Origin of the sequence: Acinetobacter nosocomialis NIPH 2119 (assembly GCF_000368085.1) — a bacterium.
Lineage (GTDB): Bacteria > Pseudomonadota > Gammaproteobacteria > Pseudomonadales > Moraxellaceae > Acinetobacter > Acinetobacter nosocomialis.
On sequence record NZ_KB849239.1, the window covers coordinates 2777624 to 2798049 of the forward strand.

Annotated in this window: 14 protein-coding genes; 4 read left to right on the plus strand and 10 right to left on the minus strand. The window is 39.4% G+C overall.

Annotated features, from left to right (window positions below):
* Positions 1-11: 11 nt before the first annotated feature.
* Positions 12-770: a hypothetical protein gene (locus tag F984_RS16810; RefSeq protein WP_004710870.1), complete on the minus strand. Its 759-nt coding sequence runs from the start codon at positions 768-770 to the stop codon at positions 12-14.
* Between the two features lie 177 nt (positions 771-947).
* Here F984_RS16810 and F984_RS16815 point away from each other — a divergent pair, with 177 nt between their 5' ends.
* The 3 genes from F984_RS16815 to F984_RS16825 all read left to right on the plus strand — a co-directional run bounded on the left by F984_RS16815 (position 948) and on the right by F984_RS16825 (position 4174).
* A complete protein-coding gene (locus F984_RS16815; protein WP_002156938.1) occupies positions 948-1658 on the plus strand; it encodes a DsbA family oxidoreductase in 711 nt (236 codons plus the stop codon).
* 351 nt (positions 1659-2009) lie between these two features.
* Positions 2010-3149, plus strand: a complete 1140-nt coding sequence (locus F984_RS16820) for a hypothetical protein (RefSeq protein ID WP_004710872.1) — start codon at positions 2010-2012, stop codon at positions 3147-3149.
* Positions 3150-3271: 122 nt separating this feature from the next.
* Positions 3272-4174: a hypothetical protein gene (locus F984_RS16825; protein ID WP_004710873.1), complete on the plus strand. Its 903-nt coding sequence runs from the start codon at positions 3272-3274 to the stop codon at positions 4172-4174.
* An 84-nt stretch (positions 4175-4258) separates the two neighbouring features.
* Here the strand turns inward: F984_RS16825 and htpG are convergent, their stop codons facing one another.
* The 5 genes from htpG to F984_RS16850 form a co-directional block, all read right to left on the minus strand.
* On the minus strand, positions 4259-6178 hold the full coding sequence (gene htpG, locus F984_RS16830) for a molecular chaperone HtpG (protein ID WP_004710874.1): 1920 nt from the start codon (positions 6176-6178) through the stop codon (positions 4259-4261).
* A 102-nt stretch (positions 6179-6280) separates the two neighbouring features.
* Positions 6281-6634, minus strand: a complete 354-nt coding sequence (locus F984_RS16835; RefSeq protein ID WP_004710875.1) for a lysozyme inhibitor LprI family protein — start codon at positions 6632-6634, stop codon at positions 6281-6283.
* Between the two features lie 181 nt (positions 6635-6815).
* Entirely contained in the window at positions 6816-7397 is a 582-nt protein-coding gene (locus F984_RS16840) for an OmpW/AlkL family protein (RefSeq protein ID WP_002156917.1), read from the minus strand.
* A gap of 328 nt (positions 7398-7725) precedes the next feature.
* Positions 7726-9150: a Na+/H+ antiporter family protein gene (locus tag F984_RS16845; RefSeq protein ID WP_004710876.1), complete on the minus strand. Its 1425-nt coding sequence runs from the start codon at positions 9148-9150 to the stop codon at positions 7726-7728.
* Between the two features lie 104 nt (positions 9151-9254).
* Positions 9255-10133, minus strand: a complete 879-nt coding sequence (locus F984_RS16850) for an alpha/beta fold hydrolase (protein WP_079744847.1) — start codon at positions 10131-10133, stop codon at positions 9255-9257.
* Between the two features lie 117 nt (positions 10134-10250).
* Here F984_RS16850 and F984_RS16855 point away from each other — a divergent pair, with 117 nt between their 5' ends.
* On the plus strand, positions 10251-10736 hold the full coding sequence (locus F984_RS16855; protein ID WP_002156984.1) for a DUF4442 domain-containing protein: 486 nt from the start codon (positions 10251-10253) through the stop codon (positions 10734-10736).
* A 41-nt stretch (positions 10737-10777) separates the two neighbouring features.
* On the opposite strand, the gene F984_RS16860 is transcribed toward F984_RS16855, so the two are convergent.
* The 4 genes from F984_RS16860 to rpoB form a co-directional block, all read right to left on the minus strand.
* On the minus strand, positions 10778-11134 hold the full coding sequence (locus F984_RS16860; RefSeq protein WP_023187972.1) for a hypothetical protein: 357 nt from the start codon (positions 11132-11134) through the stop codon (positions 10778-10780).
* A gap of 212 nt (positions 11135-11346) precedes the next feature.
* Positions 11347-11712 carry a hypothetical protein gene (locus F984_RS16865; protein ID WP_002157021.1) on the minus strand — a complete coding sequence of 122 codons (366 nt, stop codon included), beginning with the start codon at positions 11710-11712 and terminating at the stop codon, positions 11347-11349.
* A gap of 166 nt (positions 11713-11878) precedes the next feature.
* Positions 11879-16072 carry a DNA-directed RNA polymerase subunit beta' gene (rpoC, locus tag F984_RS16870; protein ID WP_002053534.1) on the minus strand — a complete coding sequence of 1398 codons (4194 nt, stop codon included), beginning with the start codon at positions 16070-16072 and terminating at the stop codon, positions 11879-11881.
* A gap of 86 nt (positions 16073-16158) precedes the next feature.
* Positions 16159-20247: a DNA-directed RNA polymerase subunit beta gene (gene rpoB, locus F984_RS16875; RefSeq protein ID WP_004710883.1), complete on the minus strand. Its 4089-nt coding sequence runs from the start codon at positions 20245-20247 to the stop codon at positions 16159-16161.
* Positions 20248-20426: the final 179 nt, after the last annotated feature.

Genomic DNA, 20426 nt, shown 5'->3' on the forward strand with positions numbered 1-20426 from the left:
TCATGCTGTAATTATTCTTCTAACTCATTTTCTAAAGCAGCCACGTTCTTTTTCTTAATACTTTCAATTTTTGCATTAAGCTTTAAGACATGTTGGTAAAGCTCGTTAAATTTTTTAACTTGAGCATTTTCATGAAAAAGAATCATATGGTCTTTCTTTTGCCACGAATAGTTTTTTAGAAGTTTAAACATTTGCTCTGCGTCATCTAAAATTTGCAGCTCAATCATAAAAATCGTATGGTCTTGATCAGTCTTTTGCTGAGTTCCCAATTTCATTTCAAGAAGTTGTCTGGTATCTGCATCAACAGATAATTCCTGTATTTTAGCGAGAAAGATTTTATGAATTTTTTCATATTCAGATTGGTATTTATCTGAAGCTTTTCGAACGTCAGCCAACATCTTTTCTGTTTCAGCATATTTTTGTTTTTTATCAATATCCAAACGGTCAACATTTAAAAAAGTATCCCATTTTGCAGCCTTTAATTCTCTTAAGTATTCATTACGCGCATTTACATTTTGAACCCAATAACTTAAAAGAAATTCTGAGACTTGCTTATAATGCCCTGCGAGCCGTTTATCATGAATATCGAGTTGTACAGGTTTAGACCAATCTTGAGCCTGTTCATAAAGTTCACTCATTTTTTCATTCATCACCACATCGAACATTTGGCTACTGTCTTTAGCTTGTTGCTGTTTAATATGTTGATAGGAAAAAAAGACAATACCTGCAATTACCACCAAACCTGCAATCGCAATCAAAATTCGGCGCATACACACCTCCTATTTCCATTCTTATAGTTTTGCTCTTTATAGTTATGAAATAGAGCTCTTACTTCTTTATATGTCATTTATTTCACAATACGCAACACTCTATTCGCTATTCAATGCTTTAAATCCTTGTACATCATCCCTATTATGATGGGTAATTAAAATTTATGAGATTCTCCCATGCGTGTTGATGTCTGGTCTGATGTAGTTTGTCCTTTCTGTTACATCGGCAAAAAACGCCTTGAGCATGTCGCGGCTGAAGCTGGCATTGAACTTGATATTCATTGGCATAGTTTCGAGTTAGATCCGAATGCGCCAGCGACCCACGACACTTCAAATACTGAGCGTTTAGCGAAAAAATATGGTCGTACCTATGAAGAGATGGAAGAAATGGAGCGCAACATTGCGGCCATGGCTGCCTCTGAAGGAATCGACTTCCAATGGCAAAAAGCCAACTCAGGCAATAGCTTTAACGCTCACCGTATTATTCACCTAGCTCAAAGTAAAGGCTTAGGTAACGAAGCAAAAGAAGCCTTTTTTCACGCTTATATGACTGAAGGTTTAGCTATTGGCGAACGCGAAGTCGTAGAAGAAATCGCTTCTCGTATTGGCCTAGATAATGCCGAAGTTGAATATGTACTCGATACAAATGAATTGGCTGACTTTGTTCGTCATGACGAAAAGATTGCGCATGAGCAACTTAATGTAACAGGCGTACCATTCTTTGTATTTGATCAAAGAATTGCGCTTGCAGGCGCACAACCTCGTGAAGTGTTTTTACAAGTCTTAGAACAAGCACAGCTCAAGGCAAATGCTGAAGAAATCGAGCAAGATGATGCTGCTGTTTGTAATGATGAAACATGTGATATTCCACAAAATAAACAGTCTTAATTGCAAAGTGTGAACAAATCGTATGTTTTATCATCGTTTTAGCAATAGAGCGTTCTAAAAAAAGAACTATTCAATTGCTTAAAATGCGTTTATGATTGCCACTTAGAATATTCGCGCTGTAATGTTCTGTTTTTTATGTGTTTAATGATCGGAATTTGAAGTTTCCTTGATCTAAAATCCCCCTAGTTTGGGGGATTTTTTTTGCTTAAAAATTCTCGCTAATAGCTTAAACTTTTTAAGTTATTTCAAATATGTAAGAAAAGTTAAATTTACTTAACTTTTGTGTCGTCCTCTTGATTTTATTAGAAAAATCAACAAAAGTGGCAATAACAACAAAACATAAAGATAGATATGAAAACATTTCACGTTATTACGTATCGGCAGCTTTTTGCACTTGTAACATTGGGATTTGGTTCTATATGCATGGCTCATGCAGAAGTAAATTCTTCTTCAACTCAACAAGTCAATGGTTCGTCATCTGGAGTGCAAACCGAAGAAAATAAAGATGAAAATCTTTTAGATCAAATTCCAAGGTGGATTGATGCCACTCCAACGATTTTTCCGGAGCAGTCCAACCAACCAATTGTTCCACCTACCGAGCAGACCGAAGACCAGACCTGGTTTGACCGTAAGCAAAAGAAAATTCGAAATTGGGCCGATCACACTTCGGAAAAAATTGATAACTGGTTTGGTGAAGTCGACCCTCAAAAGCCTGCTTCGGCTACCATTCGAGTCATGATTGATAACTATTGGAACGAATATGATAACTTTGAAATTAAGCCAAGAATACGCGGTAAAATTAAACTCCCGACGCTAGAAAAACGCTTAAGCGTAGTATTTGGTGATGACTCTTTAGATAACGAATTTAATAATAGTCCAGCCAATATTAACCAGAACCCAAATCAAGATTCAAATAAGAAACTTGATACTAAACGAACACGAGATGACAACAGCTCAATCGCATTACGTTGGTCAAATTTCTCTAAAAAACTGCCGTTTGAAACAGATGCCGACTTAGGTATTCGTTCTGGAGACGACGTGTATGTTCGCTTAAAAGCATCAAGAGATTGGCAACTCCGTAATGACTTTAAGTTTTATGCTGAAGAAATTTATCGCTATGGCATTCATAGTGAAAATTATTTACGTACCAATTTGGAACTCACCCATGCTCGTCCAAATCAACCCATCTTATCAAATCAGTTCAGCCTAACTTATGCCGACGATCAAGATGATGATTTAACATGGGAAAACCGAGTTTTCCGTGAACATAGTTTCTTTGCAAATAACCGTTTTAACTATGGTATTTACACAGGTGGCTATTACAACGACAACGATTTACGCTTAAACAGTTGGGGACCATTTGTATCATGGCGTCAGCCGCTCTTACGTGAGTGGTTCTTTGTACAAGGTGACGTCAACTACTTTAATGACCACCGTGAAGACCGTAACCATTTTGTCAGCACATTCTTACGTTTAGAAGCACTTTTCTAATTGAGCAAGATCACCTTGGAGGTTATCTCCAAGGTGATGAATAATAAAATACTTTTAAATAAAAATTTAAGCTTTTTCCCTTACAATACTGAGCTAACTTTTGATTCCTGATTTTCAGAAAAATGAATCAATTCTCTTCTTTGTCATTTGAATATAAATCTAAAGCTCTACTTTGTATTTATAGTTTAGGTATGTTGGTTTTAATCCCTCATACACAGCTTTTCTCTACGTCCTTAAAGCATCAACGCTCCACGAGACGCTCCCTACATCCGTCGAGCCTATTCATAAAAAGCAAAAGTCATTCTGTAACTTTCGGAAATTCACCATGTGAAGTAGAAAATAATAATGATTCAGATGCAGCACTCATTCAGGATCTGATGGCCGTGTTTGGAAATGATACGCTGTGGAACCGTGCAACCCAGCACAAACAACCTTATAAAACCTTGGGTAAGAAAAAGAAGAAAGCTTCAACACCCCATATTTCGATCAGCAACCCAATTACTGCAAGCTGGGATACGATTTCAACATGGATGCCTTTCGAAAATAATCTTGATTTAGGCTCAAATTCAGAAAGTGATGTTTATGTACAATTTCTTGCCAAAAAAAAATGGAATTTAAGACATAACATTAGCATAGATACCGAACAAGTCTTTCGCTATGGCTCAACCAGCCGAAACTATACTGAAACCACGCTAAACTTAACGCAAAAGATGCAAGACAACACCCTGTTCGCTAACAAATTTAATGTGAATAAGAGTGAAAATGAAGAATACAACTGGGGCAATTGGACTTTTCAACAATTTGAGTTCGTAAAAGATAATAGCCTGACTTACGGCATTTATAGTGGCGGTGTATATACCAAAAATGACATGCGGGTAAATAGTTGGGGACCTTATATTTCATGGCGCCAGCCCGTATGGCGAGATTGGATTTTTATGCAAAATGATCTTAATTTTTTTAATCATATTGATGATGACCCGAAACATCAGCTTAGTGTCCAAATGAATTTAGAAGCTAATTTTTAACCAAAAATCATCAAGTTGTGGATAACTCTTTCTTTATCCACAAAAAAGCCTCTGACAGTTCAGAGGCTTTTTTTACATCAAATATTATTTCAACAATAAGCTATTAATACGCTTCACATAAGCTGCCGGGTCTTCTGGTAAACCACCTTCTGCAATCACAGCCTGATCAAAAATCACGTTTGCCAAGTCATCAAACTGTTCTGAACCTTCAAGTTTTTTCACTAAAGGATGCTCAGGGTTAATTTCTAAAATTGGCTTGATTTCAGGTACAGCTTGTCCCGCTTGTTTCAGCATACGAATAAGTTGAGGAGACAACTCACCTTCACTAGTCACTAAACATGCCGGAGAATCTACCAAACGGGTCGTTACACGAACTTCTTTGGTTTTAGCCTTCAACGAGTCACTTAATTTCTCAACAACAGGTTTAAACTGTTCAGCCGCTTGCTCTAGTGCCTTTTTCTCTTCTGCATCTTGCAAGTCACCTAAATCAACAGCGCCTTTAGATACATTCTTTAATGGCGTACCGTCAAACTCATGAACAAAGTTCATTGCCCACTCATCAACACGCTCTGCCATTAACAATACTTCAATGCCTTTTTTCTTAAACAACTCTAGCTGTGGAGAGTTTTTAGCAGCAGCTAAGCTGTCAGCAGTAACATAATAAATGGCTTTTTGGCCTTCTTTCATGCGCGCTTTATAGTCTGCAAAAGAAGTTACCACTTCATCATTTGTTGAAGTTGCATAACGTAATAATTTTAAAATACGTTCGCGATTACCAAAGTCTTCGCCCAAGCCTTCTTTAAGTACTGAGCCAAACTCAGTGTAGAAGGTCTTGAATTTTTCTTGGTCTTTTTCATCTTCTGATTTAGCCAAACCATCAAGCAAAGTGAGTACACGGCGTGCGTTACCTTCACGAATTGTTTTAACATCACGGCTTTCTTGCAACAACTCACGGCTCACATTAAGCGGTAAATCGGCGCTGTCCACGACACCTTGAACAAAGCGTAAATAGTTTGGAATTAAATTATCCGCGTCATCCATAATGAAAACACGTTTTACATACAGCTTAATTCCCGCTTTTGCTTCACGTGTAAAAATGTCATGTGGCGCTTTACTTGGAATATAAAGTAATTGGGTATATTCGGTGCTACCTTCAACACGGTTGTGTGCCCAAGCCAGTGGTGCTTCGAAGTCATGAGTTAAGTTTTTATAGAACTCAACATATTGCTCTTCAGTCACTTCACTCTTGTTGCGTGTCCATAAAGCACTTGCAGAGTTAATCGCTTCCCATTCATCAGTCTTGACCATTTGGCCGCCTTTAGGCTCTTCACCTTCAGCAACCTCCTCTTCCTGCCAAACTTCTTTTTGCATTTCAATTGGCAAGCTAATGTGGTCAGAGTATTTATTAACGATTTGCTTAACTTTATAAGACTCTAAATAATCAAGCGCGTCATCACGCAGGTGAAGAATAATGTCAGTACCGCGTGAAGCTTTATCAATTTGCTGAACTTCAAACTCACCTGTGCCACCGCTGATCCAACGCACCCCTTCAGAAGCATCGAGACCTGCGCGGCGTGATTCAACTGTAATTTTATCGGCAACAATAAAACCTGAGTAGAAACCAACACCAAACTGACCAATCAACTGAGCATCCGCTTTCTGGTCGCCCGTTAATTTTGACATGAAGTCTTTAGTACCTGATTTTGCAATAGTACCCAAGTTATCAATTGCTTCTTGTTGGCTTAATCCAATACCGTTATCAGAAATCGTTAAAGTTTTATCTTCTTTGTTTAAGCTGATGCGTACATGTAAGTCCGGATCATTTTCATAATATTCAGGATGATTAATTCCTTCAAAACGCAACTTATCACATGCATCAGATGCATTAGAGATAAGTTCACGTAAGAAAATTTCAGGGTTCGAATAGAGAGAATGCGTCACTAAATGTAAAAGCTGGGCTACTTCTGCTTGGAAACTATAATTTTGTGATGCTTGTTCACTCATAAATCACTCCTTAAATTTTGAAGTTTGTTTGTTCTCGAATGCTTTATGAATGGAGTACTTCTACAATTTTTCAATCCTGAATATTAAAAAATTTTTCTTTAATTAAAACGGACCATGACTTAGTACCCTATCTTGCAAGATAGAGTCCAATTGTTGTTGTCTCTGCTGATAAGCTTTAGAAATACAACTTACATTAGCTGCACAAGCATTTCTTTTTTTTAACCACTGCTGCTGTGTATCTTTTTGATTATCACGGCCACCCATTGGCAATGCATGTAAAACAATTTGATATGTTGTTGCCATTTTGACATCAGCATCATTTAAAGAACGATTTTTGCAAATACTCAGCTCAGTCTTAGTTTTTGCAGCATTACAGGAAAAACTAGCAGCCTGTACATTATGAGCAAGAGTGATGCCACTAAAAAGTGCTAGACCTATGGCAAATTTTCTATTCATGATGTTATTCCTTTAAAGATATAAAAAATAGTTTAAAAATAAAGATCAAAAGAATATGTATAAAACTGTCTGTTTTATGCTTTTTTTAGTGAGAGCAATAAAATAAAAAACCTCACATAAAATCTATGTGAGGTGCCTGAGTCTAGGTTTGTTATTATATTTTTTCTATTTATTATTATGCTTAAAATTTATAGCTATAACCTAAAGTGTAAACAAACGGATTAATATCCAAGTCAAATTTAGCACCATTTGTTAAAGTAACTTCTGGGCTAATATCCGCATAGCGAACATCTACAAATACACCCCAATTTTTCGCATCAGCAGGTTGGAAGTTAAAACCAACTTGTCCAGCTACACCAAAATCTTCTTTTACTTTGTCAGCAACACCTTGCTCATCCCAAGGAATAAATGCTGTCGCCCCGATACCAATATACGGTGTGAAACGAGTTGAGTTTTTAAAATGATATTTTGCGGTAATTGTCGGAGGTAATTGTTTAATACGTGCTACATTTTTACCGTCTAATAAAACATCATGATTAACCGGCGCTGCTAATAATAATTCTGCCGAAAAAGGTGATTCACCAAAAAAGTATTCAACTGATGGTGTAAATGCATATTCATGATCAGCTTTTACTACACCTAAAGCAGTTGTTGTATCGTCAGATGGAGCAATAACACTACCCCCAAATTTTACTTGCCAATTACCAGCAAAAGTAAATGAAGACATCCCCATTAATGCAATAATCAAAGCTTTTTTGAACACGTTAATATCTCCAACCTTATTTATATTTATAATAAACATTTATTTTAAATTGATGCAACACCCATTATAAAATTATTTTTATATTTATTTTTAAATAACTGTTTTAAATAAAAATATATATTAACCAACTATTTTAATTGGTTTTTATTCCAACTCAATTAATCAGAATTATTTTATATAACCAACCTTTTTAATATACTTTAAATTCCGAGTATTTTAATATAATTTATTTTAAATACATATTTTATTTAGAGCATAAAAAAACCTTCTTAATGCTTATCTTAAGATAATTATTAAGAAGGTTTTAATTTAATATATTATAAAAAACTTATAAAACCATGGCTGCAATCCAACCAAAAACTAACAATGGAATATTAAAGTGGATAAATGTTGGAATGACGGTATCCCAAATATGGTCATGTTGTCCATCGACCCCTAAACCAGCTGTTGGTCCTAAGGTAGAATCGGAAGCTGGAGATCCAGCATCACCTAAAGCCGCCGCTGTACCAATCAATGCAATTGTCGCTAATGGCGAAAAACCAAACTGTACACATAAAGGTACATAAATAACTGCTAAAACAGGCACACTTGAAAAAGATGAACCAATACCAATCGTGACAAATAAACCAATACTCAGCATTAAGAAAGCCGCAAGCGCACGATTATCACCAATGATTTCAACCACCCCTTTAACCAGTTGATTGATATCTCCTGTATGCGTCATGACTGAAGCGAAACCGGCGGCAGAGATCATAATAAAGCCTACTAGAGCCATCATTCGCATGCCTTGTACAAAGACATCATCTGCATCTTGCCATTTAAAAATGCCGGCTGTAGACAGAACCGCAAAGCCTACTAAACCACCCAAAATCATTGAGCCGGAATAAAGCTGTGCAACTAAGGTAAGACCAATCGCGAGCAAAGCCATAAAAATTGTTTTTTTCGCAATTACAGGGCCTTGCTCTGCTTCGTGTTTAAGTTCTTCTGCATCTGCTTTTAGATCTATTGTTTCATCTTGCGCTGTTGCACGCAGAGGTTTGTCTAAATCAATGGTAGCTACAGGGGTAATGGCACGGTCCGCATAAATTCTTGGCTTACGGTAACTAATAAATACTGCAACTAAAGTACCTAAAACCATACCTAAAACTGGAATAGCCATGCCAATTGGCATCATCCCACGTTCTACATGCAAGCCATAAGCAGCACCGATTTTGTTGATATTCCCCATCAAAATTTGTTCAAGGAAAATCGCACCAAAGCCAACGGGTAGAAAAATATAAGTACCTACTAAACCTAAAGTCAGGACACAAGCTGCTGCACGGCGGTCTAGTTTTAAATGATTCATGACTCGTAATAATGGCGGCACCAGTACAGGAATAAACGCGATATGAACCGGTATGAGGTTTTGAGAGAAAATGGCAGCAATAAGTAAAATACCTAAGAGTAAATATTTTACTTTGGTTTCACGGCTTTTCCCCGCTTCCATTCCCAACAGACCAATAAGTTTATGAGCAAGCAGGTCGGGTAAACCCGATTTAGAGAGAGCGAGTGCAAATGCACCTAATACAGCATAAGCGAGAGCAACTTCGGCTCCATCACCCAGACCAGCATTAAAAGCTTCCACTGTTTGAGAAAGACTTAAACCCGCGACAAGACCACCAACAATGGCAGAGACCACTAATGTCAATACGACAGAAACGCGTGCTAGTGATAGTAAAAACATCACAGCAATCGCCACAACAACAGCATTCATGAACAAATTCAGAACAAAACAAAAGGCGATATTCTATCAGATTCACATCTACGAAGCCGAAAATATCGCCAAATTATCAGTTTTGTAAATTAAACAGTCACTTATTAACTTTGTGATTCGATGAACTGACGAATATGTCCTGCTACTTTTTCAGCCTGACTCAGAATCGCCCAATGGTTTGCTTCAAGCTCAACATACTCAAAGTTTTCCACCCATTTTGGCATTGCTTCCGTAATATATTCAGGACTCACAAAAGTATCGTATTTTAAAATTATTGCTTTGACTGGACACTGTGCATAACGCTGGCGAGGAGTTGTTAAGCGAGGAATAAAATTCGCACGATATAAATTAATCCCGTATTTACCATCAGCAGAAATATTACTATTTAACGGTAAATTATCTTTTCTCTCTAAGTCTTTTAATATTTTGCCCCATTTTTCTGGAGTAAAAAGAGACCACACCGTCGGAGCAATTAATGGTAAATGGAAAGCACCGATATACCATGATTTTGTTAGTATTTTTAAGATTTTTGCAGGAGTCGTTTTAAATTTATCTCTTAAGAACAGCGCAGCATGATCTAAACAAGGACCAGAAATGGTTGTATAAGAGAGTAAACGGCCTTTAAATTTAGGTTCAGTTGCAGACTCCCAAGACTGAATTGATCCCCAATCATGGGCAGCCATATGGAACTGTCGATTTGGGAGTACTTCATCGACGACTTCTTGTAAGTCTAAAGATAAACGTTCTAAACGATAATCTCGTATTCGTTTAGGAATAGATGACAAACCCGCTCCACGGACATCATAAGTAACAATATAAAAATCATTGATTAAATACTCAATGACCGATTCCCATACTTCCTGATTATCTGGATAACCATGTACTAAAACTAATGGAGTATTTTTCTCATCACCCCAAGCCTTAGCGCATAGAGTTTGTTGATCACTTGTTGTTACTGTATAAATCTTTGGCTGCATAATCATTTCCTATTTTGTTTTTCAATCGATCATGTCGTTAATCGGATAAAGCATTGCCATCAATATAAAAAAGATGATACTTATCTAGTATGACCAGTGTTGCAATAAAAAAAATTGACTATTATGGCTATTTTAAAAAAACTTCAGAACATTCCCTCAATTTCTAAATTCTTATTTAATTATTATCCTCCCTACCGCGGTGCAGGGATTCATATTGAAATCATGAATTTAGAGCTTTGTCATGTTCGCGTAAAAATGCCGCTGACCTGGAAAAACCAAAATCTGGTAGGTACTCATTTTGGGGGTAGTCTTTATTCTATGGTTGATCCATTTTATATGCTGATTCTTATGCATCACCTTGGATCAAAATATATAGTTTGGGATAAAGCGGCTGAGATTAATTTTTTATCGCCTGGGCGAAGCACTGTTTATGCTGATATTCGAGTTGATTTAGCAGAAATTGAACAGATTCGAGAACTTGCCGAGAACTATGCTCCAGTGCTTAGAACATATCATTTAAATATTTTTGATGAATCAGGTGTGAGAATTGCTGAAGTGCAAAAGACGCTATACATCCGTAGAAAAAAGGCAAAAGCCTTATACCCATAAAAATAAGTGCCTAAAGGCACTTATTTTTATTTTAGTAAATTCTAACGCTTTTCTTCAATCGCAGCGCCGGCACCACCACCAAGTGCACCACCAATCGCAGCACCTGTGTCACCACCAAAAATGGCTTTCCCTACTACAGATCCAATACCGGCACCGATAGCACTACTTGTTGTGGAACTCTTATTACTACCTTTAGCATTCGCCCCTACACCCGCACCAGCTGCTGCACCTACACCAGCACCTAGACCGCCACCAACATGGTTACCGACACCGCCACCAACAGCACCACCTAATGCGGCTGCACCAATACGCTGATCAGATGGACTCATATTCTGACAACCAGTGAACATGAATGCAGATAACATTAAAGTAGAAATTAAACCAATTGTTTTTTTCATGACCATACTCACTCCATTGTGCTCTAATCAAAGCATAATCTTCTTTTATGAGGAATTTGATCAGTTTATGTTATCGCACTGTGGCAATAGATTGATATTTTGTAAAAGCATTCTAGGTCTAGTTATTATTTAAATTTCAATCTAATAAGCAAAGAAAATAGAAGCTCTTATTTTACAAAGAGCTTCTATTTTAAATATATTTAAAGGTACTTTTAGTATTTCCCTTTTTTCTCTTCATAGGCCGCACCCGCACTACCACCAAGTGCACCACCTGCAGCAGCACCAGCATCACCACCAATCACTGCACCACCTAAGATTGCACCAACACCAGCACCAATTGCACTGTTACGTACAGTTTTACTGTTAGACCCTTTTGCATTTGCTGCAACGCCTGCGCCAAGAGCGGCCCCTAAACCTGCACCAATATTACCGCCTACATGTTTACCTACTGCACCCCCTGCACCGCCACCAATAGCTGCAGAACCAATACGTTTACTTTCTGGACTTGCATTTTGGCAACCTACAAATAGAGTGGTTGACATCAGACCCACACCTGCAATCATCATCATTTTTTTCATTGAAAGCTACTCCTCTACTCAGTTGTGCCTAGGATAGTATGCTTTCATGGAGAGTTTTTTCTCATTAAGTAATAGATTAAGAGTGCTTTAATAGACTTTTGTAAAAATAGCTTATTTTTTCCACAAAAAAGACGCCCTAAGGCGTCTTTTTAATAAAACTTTAAGCTTAGAATTGTTCTGAGTTTAAAGCTTGGCTAAATGCTTGGTCTACTTCGCTGAAGTCATTATGAAGCTCATGTTCTGCAGCTTCTGCTTCTTGACGACGACGTTCTAAATGATATGCAAGACCAGTACCAGCTGGAATCAAGCGACCCACTACAACGTTCTCTTTCAAGCCGCGTAAATCATCTTCTTTACCAGTTACAGCCGCTTCAGTTAACACACGAGTTGTTTCCTGGAACGATGCAGCAGAGATGAACGAGTCAGTAGAAAGCGATGCTTTCGTAATACCCATCAATTGACGTTCAAACTTCGCAGGGAACTTGTTCTGAGCCAAGACAGCTTGGTTCTCTTGAACAACGCGGATGTAATCCACTTGTTCGCCTTTAATGAAGCTTGTATCGCCACCATCGATGATATCAACTTTACGCAACATTTGACGTACGATAACTTCAATGTGCTTATCGTTGATTTTTACACCTTGGAGGCGGTAAACGTCTTGAACTTCGTTCACGATGTAGTTAGTTAAAGCAACTTCGCCTTTCAAGCGTAAGATGTCATGTGGGTTTTGTGGACCATCAGAAATGGTTTCACCACGGTTCACATGTTCACCTTCAAACACGTTGATTTGACGCCATTTTGGAATCAACTCTTCGTAAATTTCAGAACCGTCATCTGGAGTAATTACTAAACGGTTCTTACCTTTAGTCTCTTTACCAAAGCTTACGATACCAGACACTTCTGCCAAGATCGCATGTTCTTTCGGCTTACGTGCTTCGAACAAGTCAGCAACACGTGGAAGACCACCGGTAATATCACGAGTACGTGAAGATTCTTGTGGTACACGACCAATAACGTCACCCACACCAATTGTTTCACCATCACGAACGGTAACAATTGTGTTTTGTGGCAAGAAGTAGAACTGTTCGCCGCCATCAGCCGTATCCAATACGATTGCTGGACGTAAATCTTTACCAGAAGCAGGACGTGCTGTTACAGGCAAGATTTCAACAGTTGTCATACCAGTTGCATCATCAGTTTTCGATGTTGCAGTTACACCATCAGCGATTTGGCTGAAACGTGCTTTACCAGCAACTTCTGTTACTAATGGATGTGTATGCGGATCCCAAGTTGCAACGATACCACCTGCCTCAACGACTTCACCATCTTTCAACAAGATGCTTGCACCGTAAGGAAGTTTATAACGCTCACGCTCACGACCTAACTCATCGGCAATACCAATTTCACCTGAACGTGAAACTGAAACCAAGTGACCTTTCGCGTGTTGTACAGTTTTCACGTTGTGGAAACGTACAGTACCTTTGTTACGTACTTGAACACTGTTTGCAGCAGAAGTTCGGCTCGCAGCACCACCTACGTGGAACGTACGCATCGTTAACTGTGTACCTGGCTCACCAATTGATTGCGCAGCCATTACACCTACTGATTCACCTGGGTTCACCAAGTGACCACGTGCAAGGTCACGACCATAACAACGAGCACATACACCGAATGTAGATTCACATGCGATTACTGAACGTACTTTAACTTCATCGACACCAGCTTCTTCAAGCTGAGCTGCGATTTTCTCGTCAATTAACGTACCGCGAGGTAATACAACTTCATCATCAGAGGCACGACGTACATCTTCAGCAGTTACACGACCTAATACACGGTCACGTAATGGCTCGATGACATCGCCACCTTGAATGAATGGAGTCATTACTAGGCCGCCATTTGTACCACAATCAGGCTCAGTAATTACCAAGTCTTGTGCTACGTCTACAAGACGACGAGTCAAGTAACCAGAGTTCGCTGTTTTCAATGCTGTATCGGCCAAACCTTTACGCGCACCGTGTGTAGAAATAAAGTACTGAAGTACTGTTAAACCTTCACGGAAGTTCGCTTTAATCGGTGTCTCAATAATCGAGCCATCCGGTTTTGCCATCAAACCACGCATACCAGCAAGCTGACGAATCTGTGCCGCACTACCACGGGCACCAGAGTCCGACATCATATAGATGCTGTTGAATGATTTTTGCTTCTCGTCTTCACCTTGTTTGTTTTTCACAAGTGTGTAAGACAAGTTATCCATCATCGCTTTAGCAACTTGGTCGTTTGTACGCGCCCAAATATCGACAACTTTGTTATAACGCTCACCAGCAGTTACGAAACCTTGTTCGAACTGTTGTTCGATTTCACGAACTTCTGTTTCAGCTTTATCAATAATTGTGTGCTTAGTAGGTGGAATTAACATGTCTTCCATACCTACAGATACACCTGAACGAGTCGCTTGACGGAAGCCCAAGTACATTAACTGGTCAGCGAAGATAACTGTATCTTTCAAACCAAGTTTACGGTAGCAAGAGTTGATTAACTTCGAGATGTTCTTTTTAGTCATCTCAAGGTTGATCATGTCAAAGCTTAAACCTTCTGGAACAACTTCCCAAAGTAAGCAACGACCTGGTGTCGTATCAACAATAATAGTTTGCTGTTCACGCTCACCATTTTCATTGATAACAGTTTGATGCACACGTACTTTAACACGAGCATGAATCGCAACTTGACCAGTTGCAAGTGCACGGTTTACTTCGTGAGTATCCGCAAACACCATGCCTTCACCTTTAGCATTTACTGCATCACGTGTGATGTAGTAAAGACCCAAGACAACGTCCTGAGAAGGAACGATGATTGGCTCACCGTTTGCTGGTGACAAGATGTTGTTTGTTGACATCATCAATGCACGAGCTTCTAACTGTGCTTCAAGTGTCAATGGAACGTGTACCGCCATTTGGTCACCATCGAAGTCGGCGTTAAACGCAGCACAAACGAGTGGGTGAAGACGGATTGCCTTACCTTCAATAAGAATAGGTTCAAATGCTTGAAGACCTAAACGGTGAAGTGTTGGCGCACGGTTCAACATTACTGGGTGTTGACGAATTACAGATGCAAGAACGTCCCAAACTTCCGGAGTCTCACGCTCAACCATTTTCTTCGCAGCTTTAATGGTTGTTGCCTGACCTGAAGCTTGTAATTTCGCGAAAATGAATGGCTTGAATAATTCAAGAGCCATTTTCTTCGGAAGACCACATTGGTGAAGACGTAAAGTAGGACCTACAGTAATTACCGAACGACCAGAGTAGTCAACACGCTTACCTAACAAGTTCTGACGGAAACGACCTTGTTTACCTTTGATCATGTCTGCCAAAGATTTTAATGGACGTTTGTTAGAACCAGTAATTGCACGACCACGACGACCATTATCAAGCAACGCATCTACAGACTCTTGTAACATACGTTTTTCGTTACGTACGATGATGTCCGGCGCTGCAAGGTCAAGAAGACGCTTCAAACGGTTGTTACGGTTAATTACACGACGATATAAATCGTTCAAGTCAGAAGTCGCGAAACGACCACCTTCAAGTGGAACTAATGGACGTAAATCTGGTGGAAGCACCGGAAGTACATTCATTACCATCCATTCTGGCTTGTTGTTCGAGTCTTTGAATGCTTCCATCAATTTCAAGCGTTTAGATGCTTTTTTCAACTTCGTTTCAGAAGTTGTTTGAGGAATTTCTTCACGTAAACGAGCAATCTCAGCTTCAAGATCAATGTCTTTCAACAAGTCTTGAACTGCTTCCGCACCCATTTTTGCAACGAACTCGTCACCGTGCTCTTCTAAAGCTGTAAAGTATTCTTCGTCATTAAGAAGTTGATACTTTTCGAAAGGCGTCATGCCAGGATCAGTAACAACATATGATTCGAAATACAATACACGTTCGATATCACGAAGTGTCATATCAAGTAATAAACCGATACGGCTAGGTAACGATTTTAAGAACCAGATATGCGCAACTGGAGAAGCAAGTTCAATGTGACCCATACGTTCACGACGAACTTTCGCTGTAGTTACTTCAACGCCACATTTTTCACAAATGACGCCTTTGTATTTCATACGCTTGTATTTACCACACAAGCATTCGTAATCTTTTACTGGACCAAAGATTTTGGCACAGAATAAACCGTCACGTTCTGGCTTGAACGTACGATAGTTGATCGTCTCAGGTTTTTTAACTTCACCATGAGACCATGACTTAATCATTTCTGGTGACGCAAGACCAATACGGATACGGTCGAACTCAACTGGCGCATGACCATCTGAATCCGTTTTCTTACGCATGATATCGAGCAAGTCTTTCAATTTTTTTCTCCGTGTGTCGGGAAGCCTCGCTTACCCGACTGGGTCACAAATATTGTTTTTTCCTAAAAAATCGTGAGTCTTACGACTTAATCACCATTTTTCAGTTCAATGTTGATACCTAAAGAACGGATCTCTTTGGTCAATACGTTGAACGATTCAGGCATACCCGGATCCATATAATGGTTACCATCTACAATATTCTTATAGATGCGAGTACGGCCTTCAACGTCATCCGACTTCACTGTGAGCATTTCTTGGAGTGTATATGCTGCACCGTATGCTTCAAGTGCCCATACTTCCATCTCACCGAAACGCTGACCACCGAATTGTGCTTTACCACCAAGCGGTTGTTGTGTAACTAATGAGTACGAACCAGTTGAACGCGCATGCATCTTGTCATCAACCAAGTGGTTCAACTTCAACATGTACATGTAACCAACAGTTACTGGACGGTCAAACTGTTCACCTGTACGTCCATCAAACAATACTGTTTGACCTGTACGTGAAATGTCAGCCAACTCAAGTAAATCTTTAATTTGACTTTCTTCAGCACCATCAAATACAGGAGTAGCCAAAGGAACACCAGCACGCAAGTTGCCTGAAAGTGCTAGGATTTCATCATCAGTCAAGCTATCAAGATCTTCTTGCTCGCCACCGACTTTGTTATAAATCTTGTCTAAGAATTCACGTAGTTCTAAAACTGTACGCTGTTCTTTCAACATTTTTTCGATTTTGTCACCAAGCCCTTTAGCCGCCATACCCAAGTGAGTCTCGAGAATCTGACCCACGTTCATACGAGATGGTACGCCCAACGGGTTCAATACGATATCTACCGGTACACCGTTCGCATCGTGTGGCATATCTTCAACAGGTAAGATGTTAGAAACAACACCCTTGTTACCATGACGACCAGCCATCTTATCACCAGGCTGAATACGACGTTTAACAGCTAAGTAAACTTTAACAACTTTCAATACGCCAGTTGTTAACTCATCACCTGTTGCAAGCTTACGTTTCTTCTCAGCGAATTTCTCATCGATTTCTGCGCTCTTCTCTTTCAAGAACACTTGAATCTGAGTTAAACGCTCAGCGATTGCTTCATCTGTCGGTTGAATTTCAAGTAAATCAACAAGCTCTAAACCAGACAATAAATCTTCAGAAAGTTTATCGCCACGTTTAGTTGAACCACCGCCATTAGACTCTTGGCCTTTAAGTAAACGGATTACACGTTCACGAGCCGCTTCTTCGAAGATTTTATATTCTTCTTTCAAGTCTTTACGGTAAGAATCAAGCTGTGCTTTTTCAATCGCTAATGCACGGTCATCTTTCTCTAAGCCATCACGAGTGAAGACTTGAACGTCGATAACTGTACCTTTAGTACCAGATGGAACACGTAAAGATGAATCTTTAACATCAGCAGCTTTTTCACCAAAGATTGCACGAAGCAATTTTTCTTCAGGAGTTAACTGAGTTTCGCCTTTAGGCGTTACTTTACCAACTAAGATGTCACCAGCAGTAACTTCAGCACCGATATAAACGATACCTGATTCATCAAGTTTAGAAAGCGCAGCTTCACCTACGTTAGGAATATCGGCAGTAATTTCTTCTGCACCTAACTTAGTATCACGTGCCACACATGACAATTCTTGAATATGAATAGAAGTTAAACGGTCTTCTTGAAGAACACGCTCAGATAATAAGATCGAGTCTTCATAGTTGTAACCATTCCATGTCATGAACGCTACACGCATGTTTTGACCAAGCGCAAGTTCACCCATGTCTGTTGACGGACCATCTGCCAAGATGTCACCACGAGCAACTTTGTCGCCCAAATTCACGATAACATTTTGGTTAATACAAGTATTTTGGTTCGAACGTGTATATTTGATGAGGTTATAGATATCTACACCTGCCTCACCTGCAACCATTTCATCTTCGTTTACACGAATAACGATACGAGAAGCATCTACATATTCAATTACACCACCACGGTTTGCGATTACACACACACCCGAATCACGTGCTACGTTCGCTTCCATACCAGTACCAACAAGAGGCTTGTCAGCACGTAAAGTAGGAACAGCCTGACGTTGCATGTTCGAACCCATCAATGCACGGTTCGCGTCATCGTGTTCAAGGAATGGAATAAGTGATGCAGCAACAGATACAACCTGCTGTGCAGAAACGTCCATATGCGTCACTTTTTCAGGTGGCATACGTACGAATTCACCTTGGTGACGAACAGAAACAAATTCTTCTGTTAAGTTGCCATCTTTATCTACTGCTGAGTCGGCCTGTGCAATAACAGTACCTACTTCTTCAATTGCAGATAAATATTCAACATCATCAGTTACACGACCATCTACAACTTTACGGTATGGTGTTTCCAAGAAACCGAAGTCATTCGCTTTTGCATATACAGAAAGCGAGTTAATCAAACCAATGTTTGGACCTTCAGGTGTTTCAATTGGACACACACGACCATAGTGAGTTTGATGTACGTCACGTACTTCAAAGCCTGCACGTTCACGTGTTAAACCACCTGGGCCAAGCGCAGATACACGACGCTTATGTGTAATCTCAGATAATGGGTTGTTTTGGTCCATGAACTGAGATAACTGGCTTGAACCAAAGAATTCTTTGATTGCAGCAGCAACTGGCTTAGCATTAATCAAGTCTTGTGGAGACAAGTTATCAGTTTCTGCTTGGCTTAAACGCTCTTTAACAGCACGCTCAACACGTACCAAACCAACACGGAATTGGTTTTCTGTCATTTCACCAACAGAACGTACACGACGGTTACCCAAGTGGTCGATATCGTCCACTTCGCCTTTACCGTTACGGATTTCAACCAACGTACGTAATACATCGATAATATCTTCGTGCGATAAAATACCTTCAACTTCACGTGACTTCTGATCAGTACCAACTTCGTAAGGACGACCTAAACGACGGTTGAACTTCATACGACCTACTGGAGATAAGTCATAACGCTCAGAAGAGAAGAATAAGTTATTGAATAGGTTTTCAGCAGCTTCTTTTGTTGGCGGCTCGCCTGGACGCATCACTTTGTAGATTTCTACTAATGCTTCTTCACGTCCCGCTGTTGTGTCTGCACGCAATGTATCAGCAACAAATGAACCACGGTCGATGTCATTTGTGAATAGGATGTTAAATTGTTTAACACCACCTTCTGCCAACTTCACCATTACTTCATGGCTTAACAACGTATTTGCAGCAATTACTTCACCATCACGTAAAGTAATATCTTCAGCCGTAATACGTTCATATAAATATTCATCCGGAACTGAAAGTTTAGTTAAACCTGCAGCTTCCATTTGACGTACGTGACGCGCATTAATACGTTTGCCTTGCTCAACAATGACTTTACCTTCATTGTCAGCAATATCAAATTGAGCCATTTCACCACGTAAACGCTCAGGAACAAGGTCAATTTGATAGCTGCCCATGTCAAGATACACAGGTACTTTTTCGTAGAACAAATTCAAGATTTGTTCATTGTTATAACCTAGTGCACGTAACACAACAGTAGCAAGTAATTTACGACGACGGTCAATACGTACGTAAACAAGGTCTTTTGCATCAAATTCAAAGTCTAACCATGAACCACGGTAAGGAATGATACGTGCTGAATACAACACTTTACCACTTGAGTGAGTCTTACCTTTATCATGGTCAAAGAATACGCCTGGTGAACGGTGTAATTGAGATACGATTACACGCTCAGTACCATTGATAACAAAGGTACCGTTTTCAGTCATGAGTGGAATTTCACCCATATAGACTTCTTGTTCACGTACGTCTTTAATTGATTTAGTTTCGCGATCTTTAATAATCAAACGAATTTTAACGCGCATTGGTGCCGCATAAGTCGAACCACGAAGAATACATTCGCGTACATCGAACTCAGGTTTACCAAGGCTATACTCAACAAATTCTAAAGCAGCATTGCCAGAATAACTTTCGATAGGAAAAACTGAACGAAATGCGGCTTGGAGACCGATATCTTCGCGGTTTTTTGGAGTTTTGCCATCTTGCAAGAATGTTCTGTACGAATCGACCTGAATCGATAGTAAGTACGGTGCATCCATTACTTGGGGCAATTTACCAAAATTCTTACGGATCCGTTTCTTTTCGGTATATGAGTATGCCATCTGGAGTCCTCGGAAAGTAAACTAAGCCCGCCTGCAGAACGGGCTCAGAAGGAATTACGCAGGCCGATATGGCCACCACTGTTTACAAATGCTGCAATTTTTAGTGGTATAAAAACGCTTAACAATATTTTTAAAAAAGAAAAATATTGGTAAACATTTGAAATTTCTTGTTTTATTTA

What these genes read in the sequence shown, in the direction of transcription:
- F984_RS16820 (WP_004710872.1), top strand. Translation starts at nt 2,010, where the DNA reads ATGAAAACATTTCACGTTATTACGTATCGGCAGCTTTTTGCACTTGTA.
- F984_RS16860 (WP_023187972.1), bottom strand. Translation starts at nt 11,134, where the DNA reads ATGAAAAAAACAATTGGTTTAATTTCTACTTTAATGTTATCTGCATTC.
- htpG (WP_004710874.1), bottom strand. Translation starts at nt 6,178, where the DNA reads ATGAGTGAACAAGCATCACAAAATTATAGTTTCCAAGCAGAAGTAGCC.
- F984_RS16825 (WP_004710873.1), top strand. Translation starts at nt 3,272, where the DNA reads ATGAATCAATTCTCTTCTTTGTCATTTGAATATAAATCTAAAGCTCTA.
- F984_RS16845 (WP_004710876.1), bottom strand. Translation starts at nt 9,150, where the DNA reads ATGAATGCTGTTGTTGTGGCGATTGCTGTGATGTTTTTACTATCACTA.
- F984_RS16810 (WP_004710870.1), bottom strand. Translation starts at nt 770, where the DNA reads ATGCGCCGAATTTTGATTGCGATTGCAGGTTTGGTGGTAATTGCAGGT.
- F984_RS16865 (WP_002157021.1), bottom strand. Translation starts at nt 11,712, where the DNA reads ATGAAAAAAATGATGATGATTGCAGGTGTGGGTCTGATGTCAACCACT.
- F984_RS16850 (WP_079744847.1), bottom strand. Translation starts at nt 10,133, where the DNA reads ATGATTATGCAGCCAAAGATTTATACAGTAACAACAAGTGATCAACAA.
- F984_RS16855 (WP_002156984.1), top strand. Translation starts at nt 10,251, where the DNA reads ATGGCTATTTTAAAAAAACTTCAGAACATTCCCTCAATTTCTAAATTC.
- F984_RS16835 (WP_004710875.1), bottom strand. Translation starts at nt 6,634, where the DNA reads ATGAATAGAAAATTTGCCATAGGTCTAGCACTTTTTAGTGGCATCACT.
- F984_RS16815 (WP_002156938.1), top strand. Translation starts at nt 948, where the DNA reads ATGCGTGTTGATGTCTGGTCTGATGTAGTTTGTCCTTTCTGTTACATC.
- rpoB (WP_004710883.1), bottom strand. Translation starts at nt 20,247, where the DNA reads ATGGCATACTCATATACCGAAAAGAAACGGATCCGTAAGAATTTTGGT.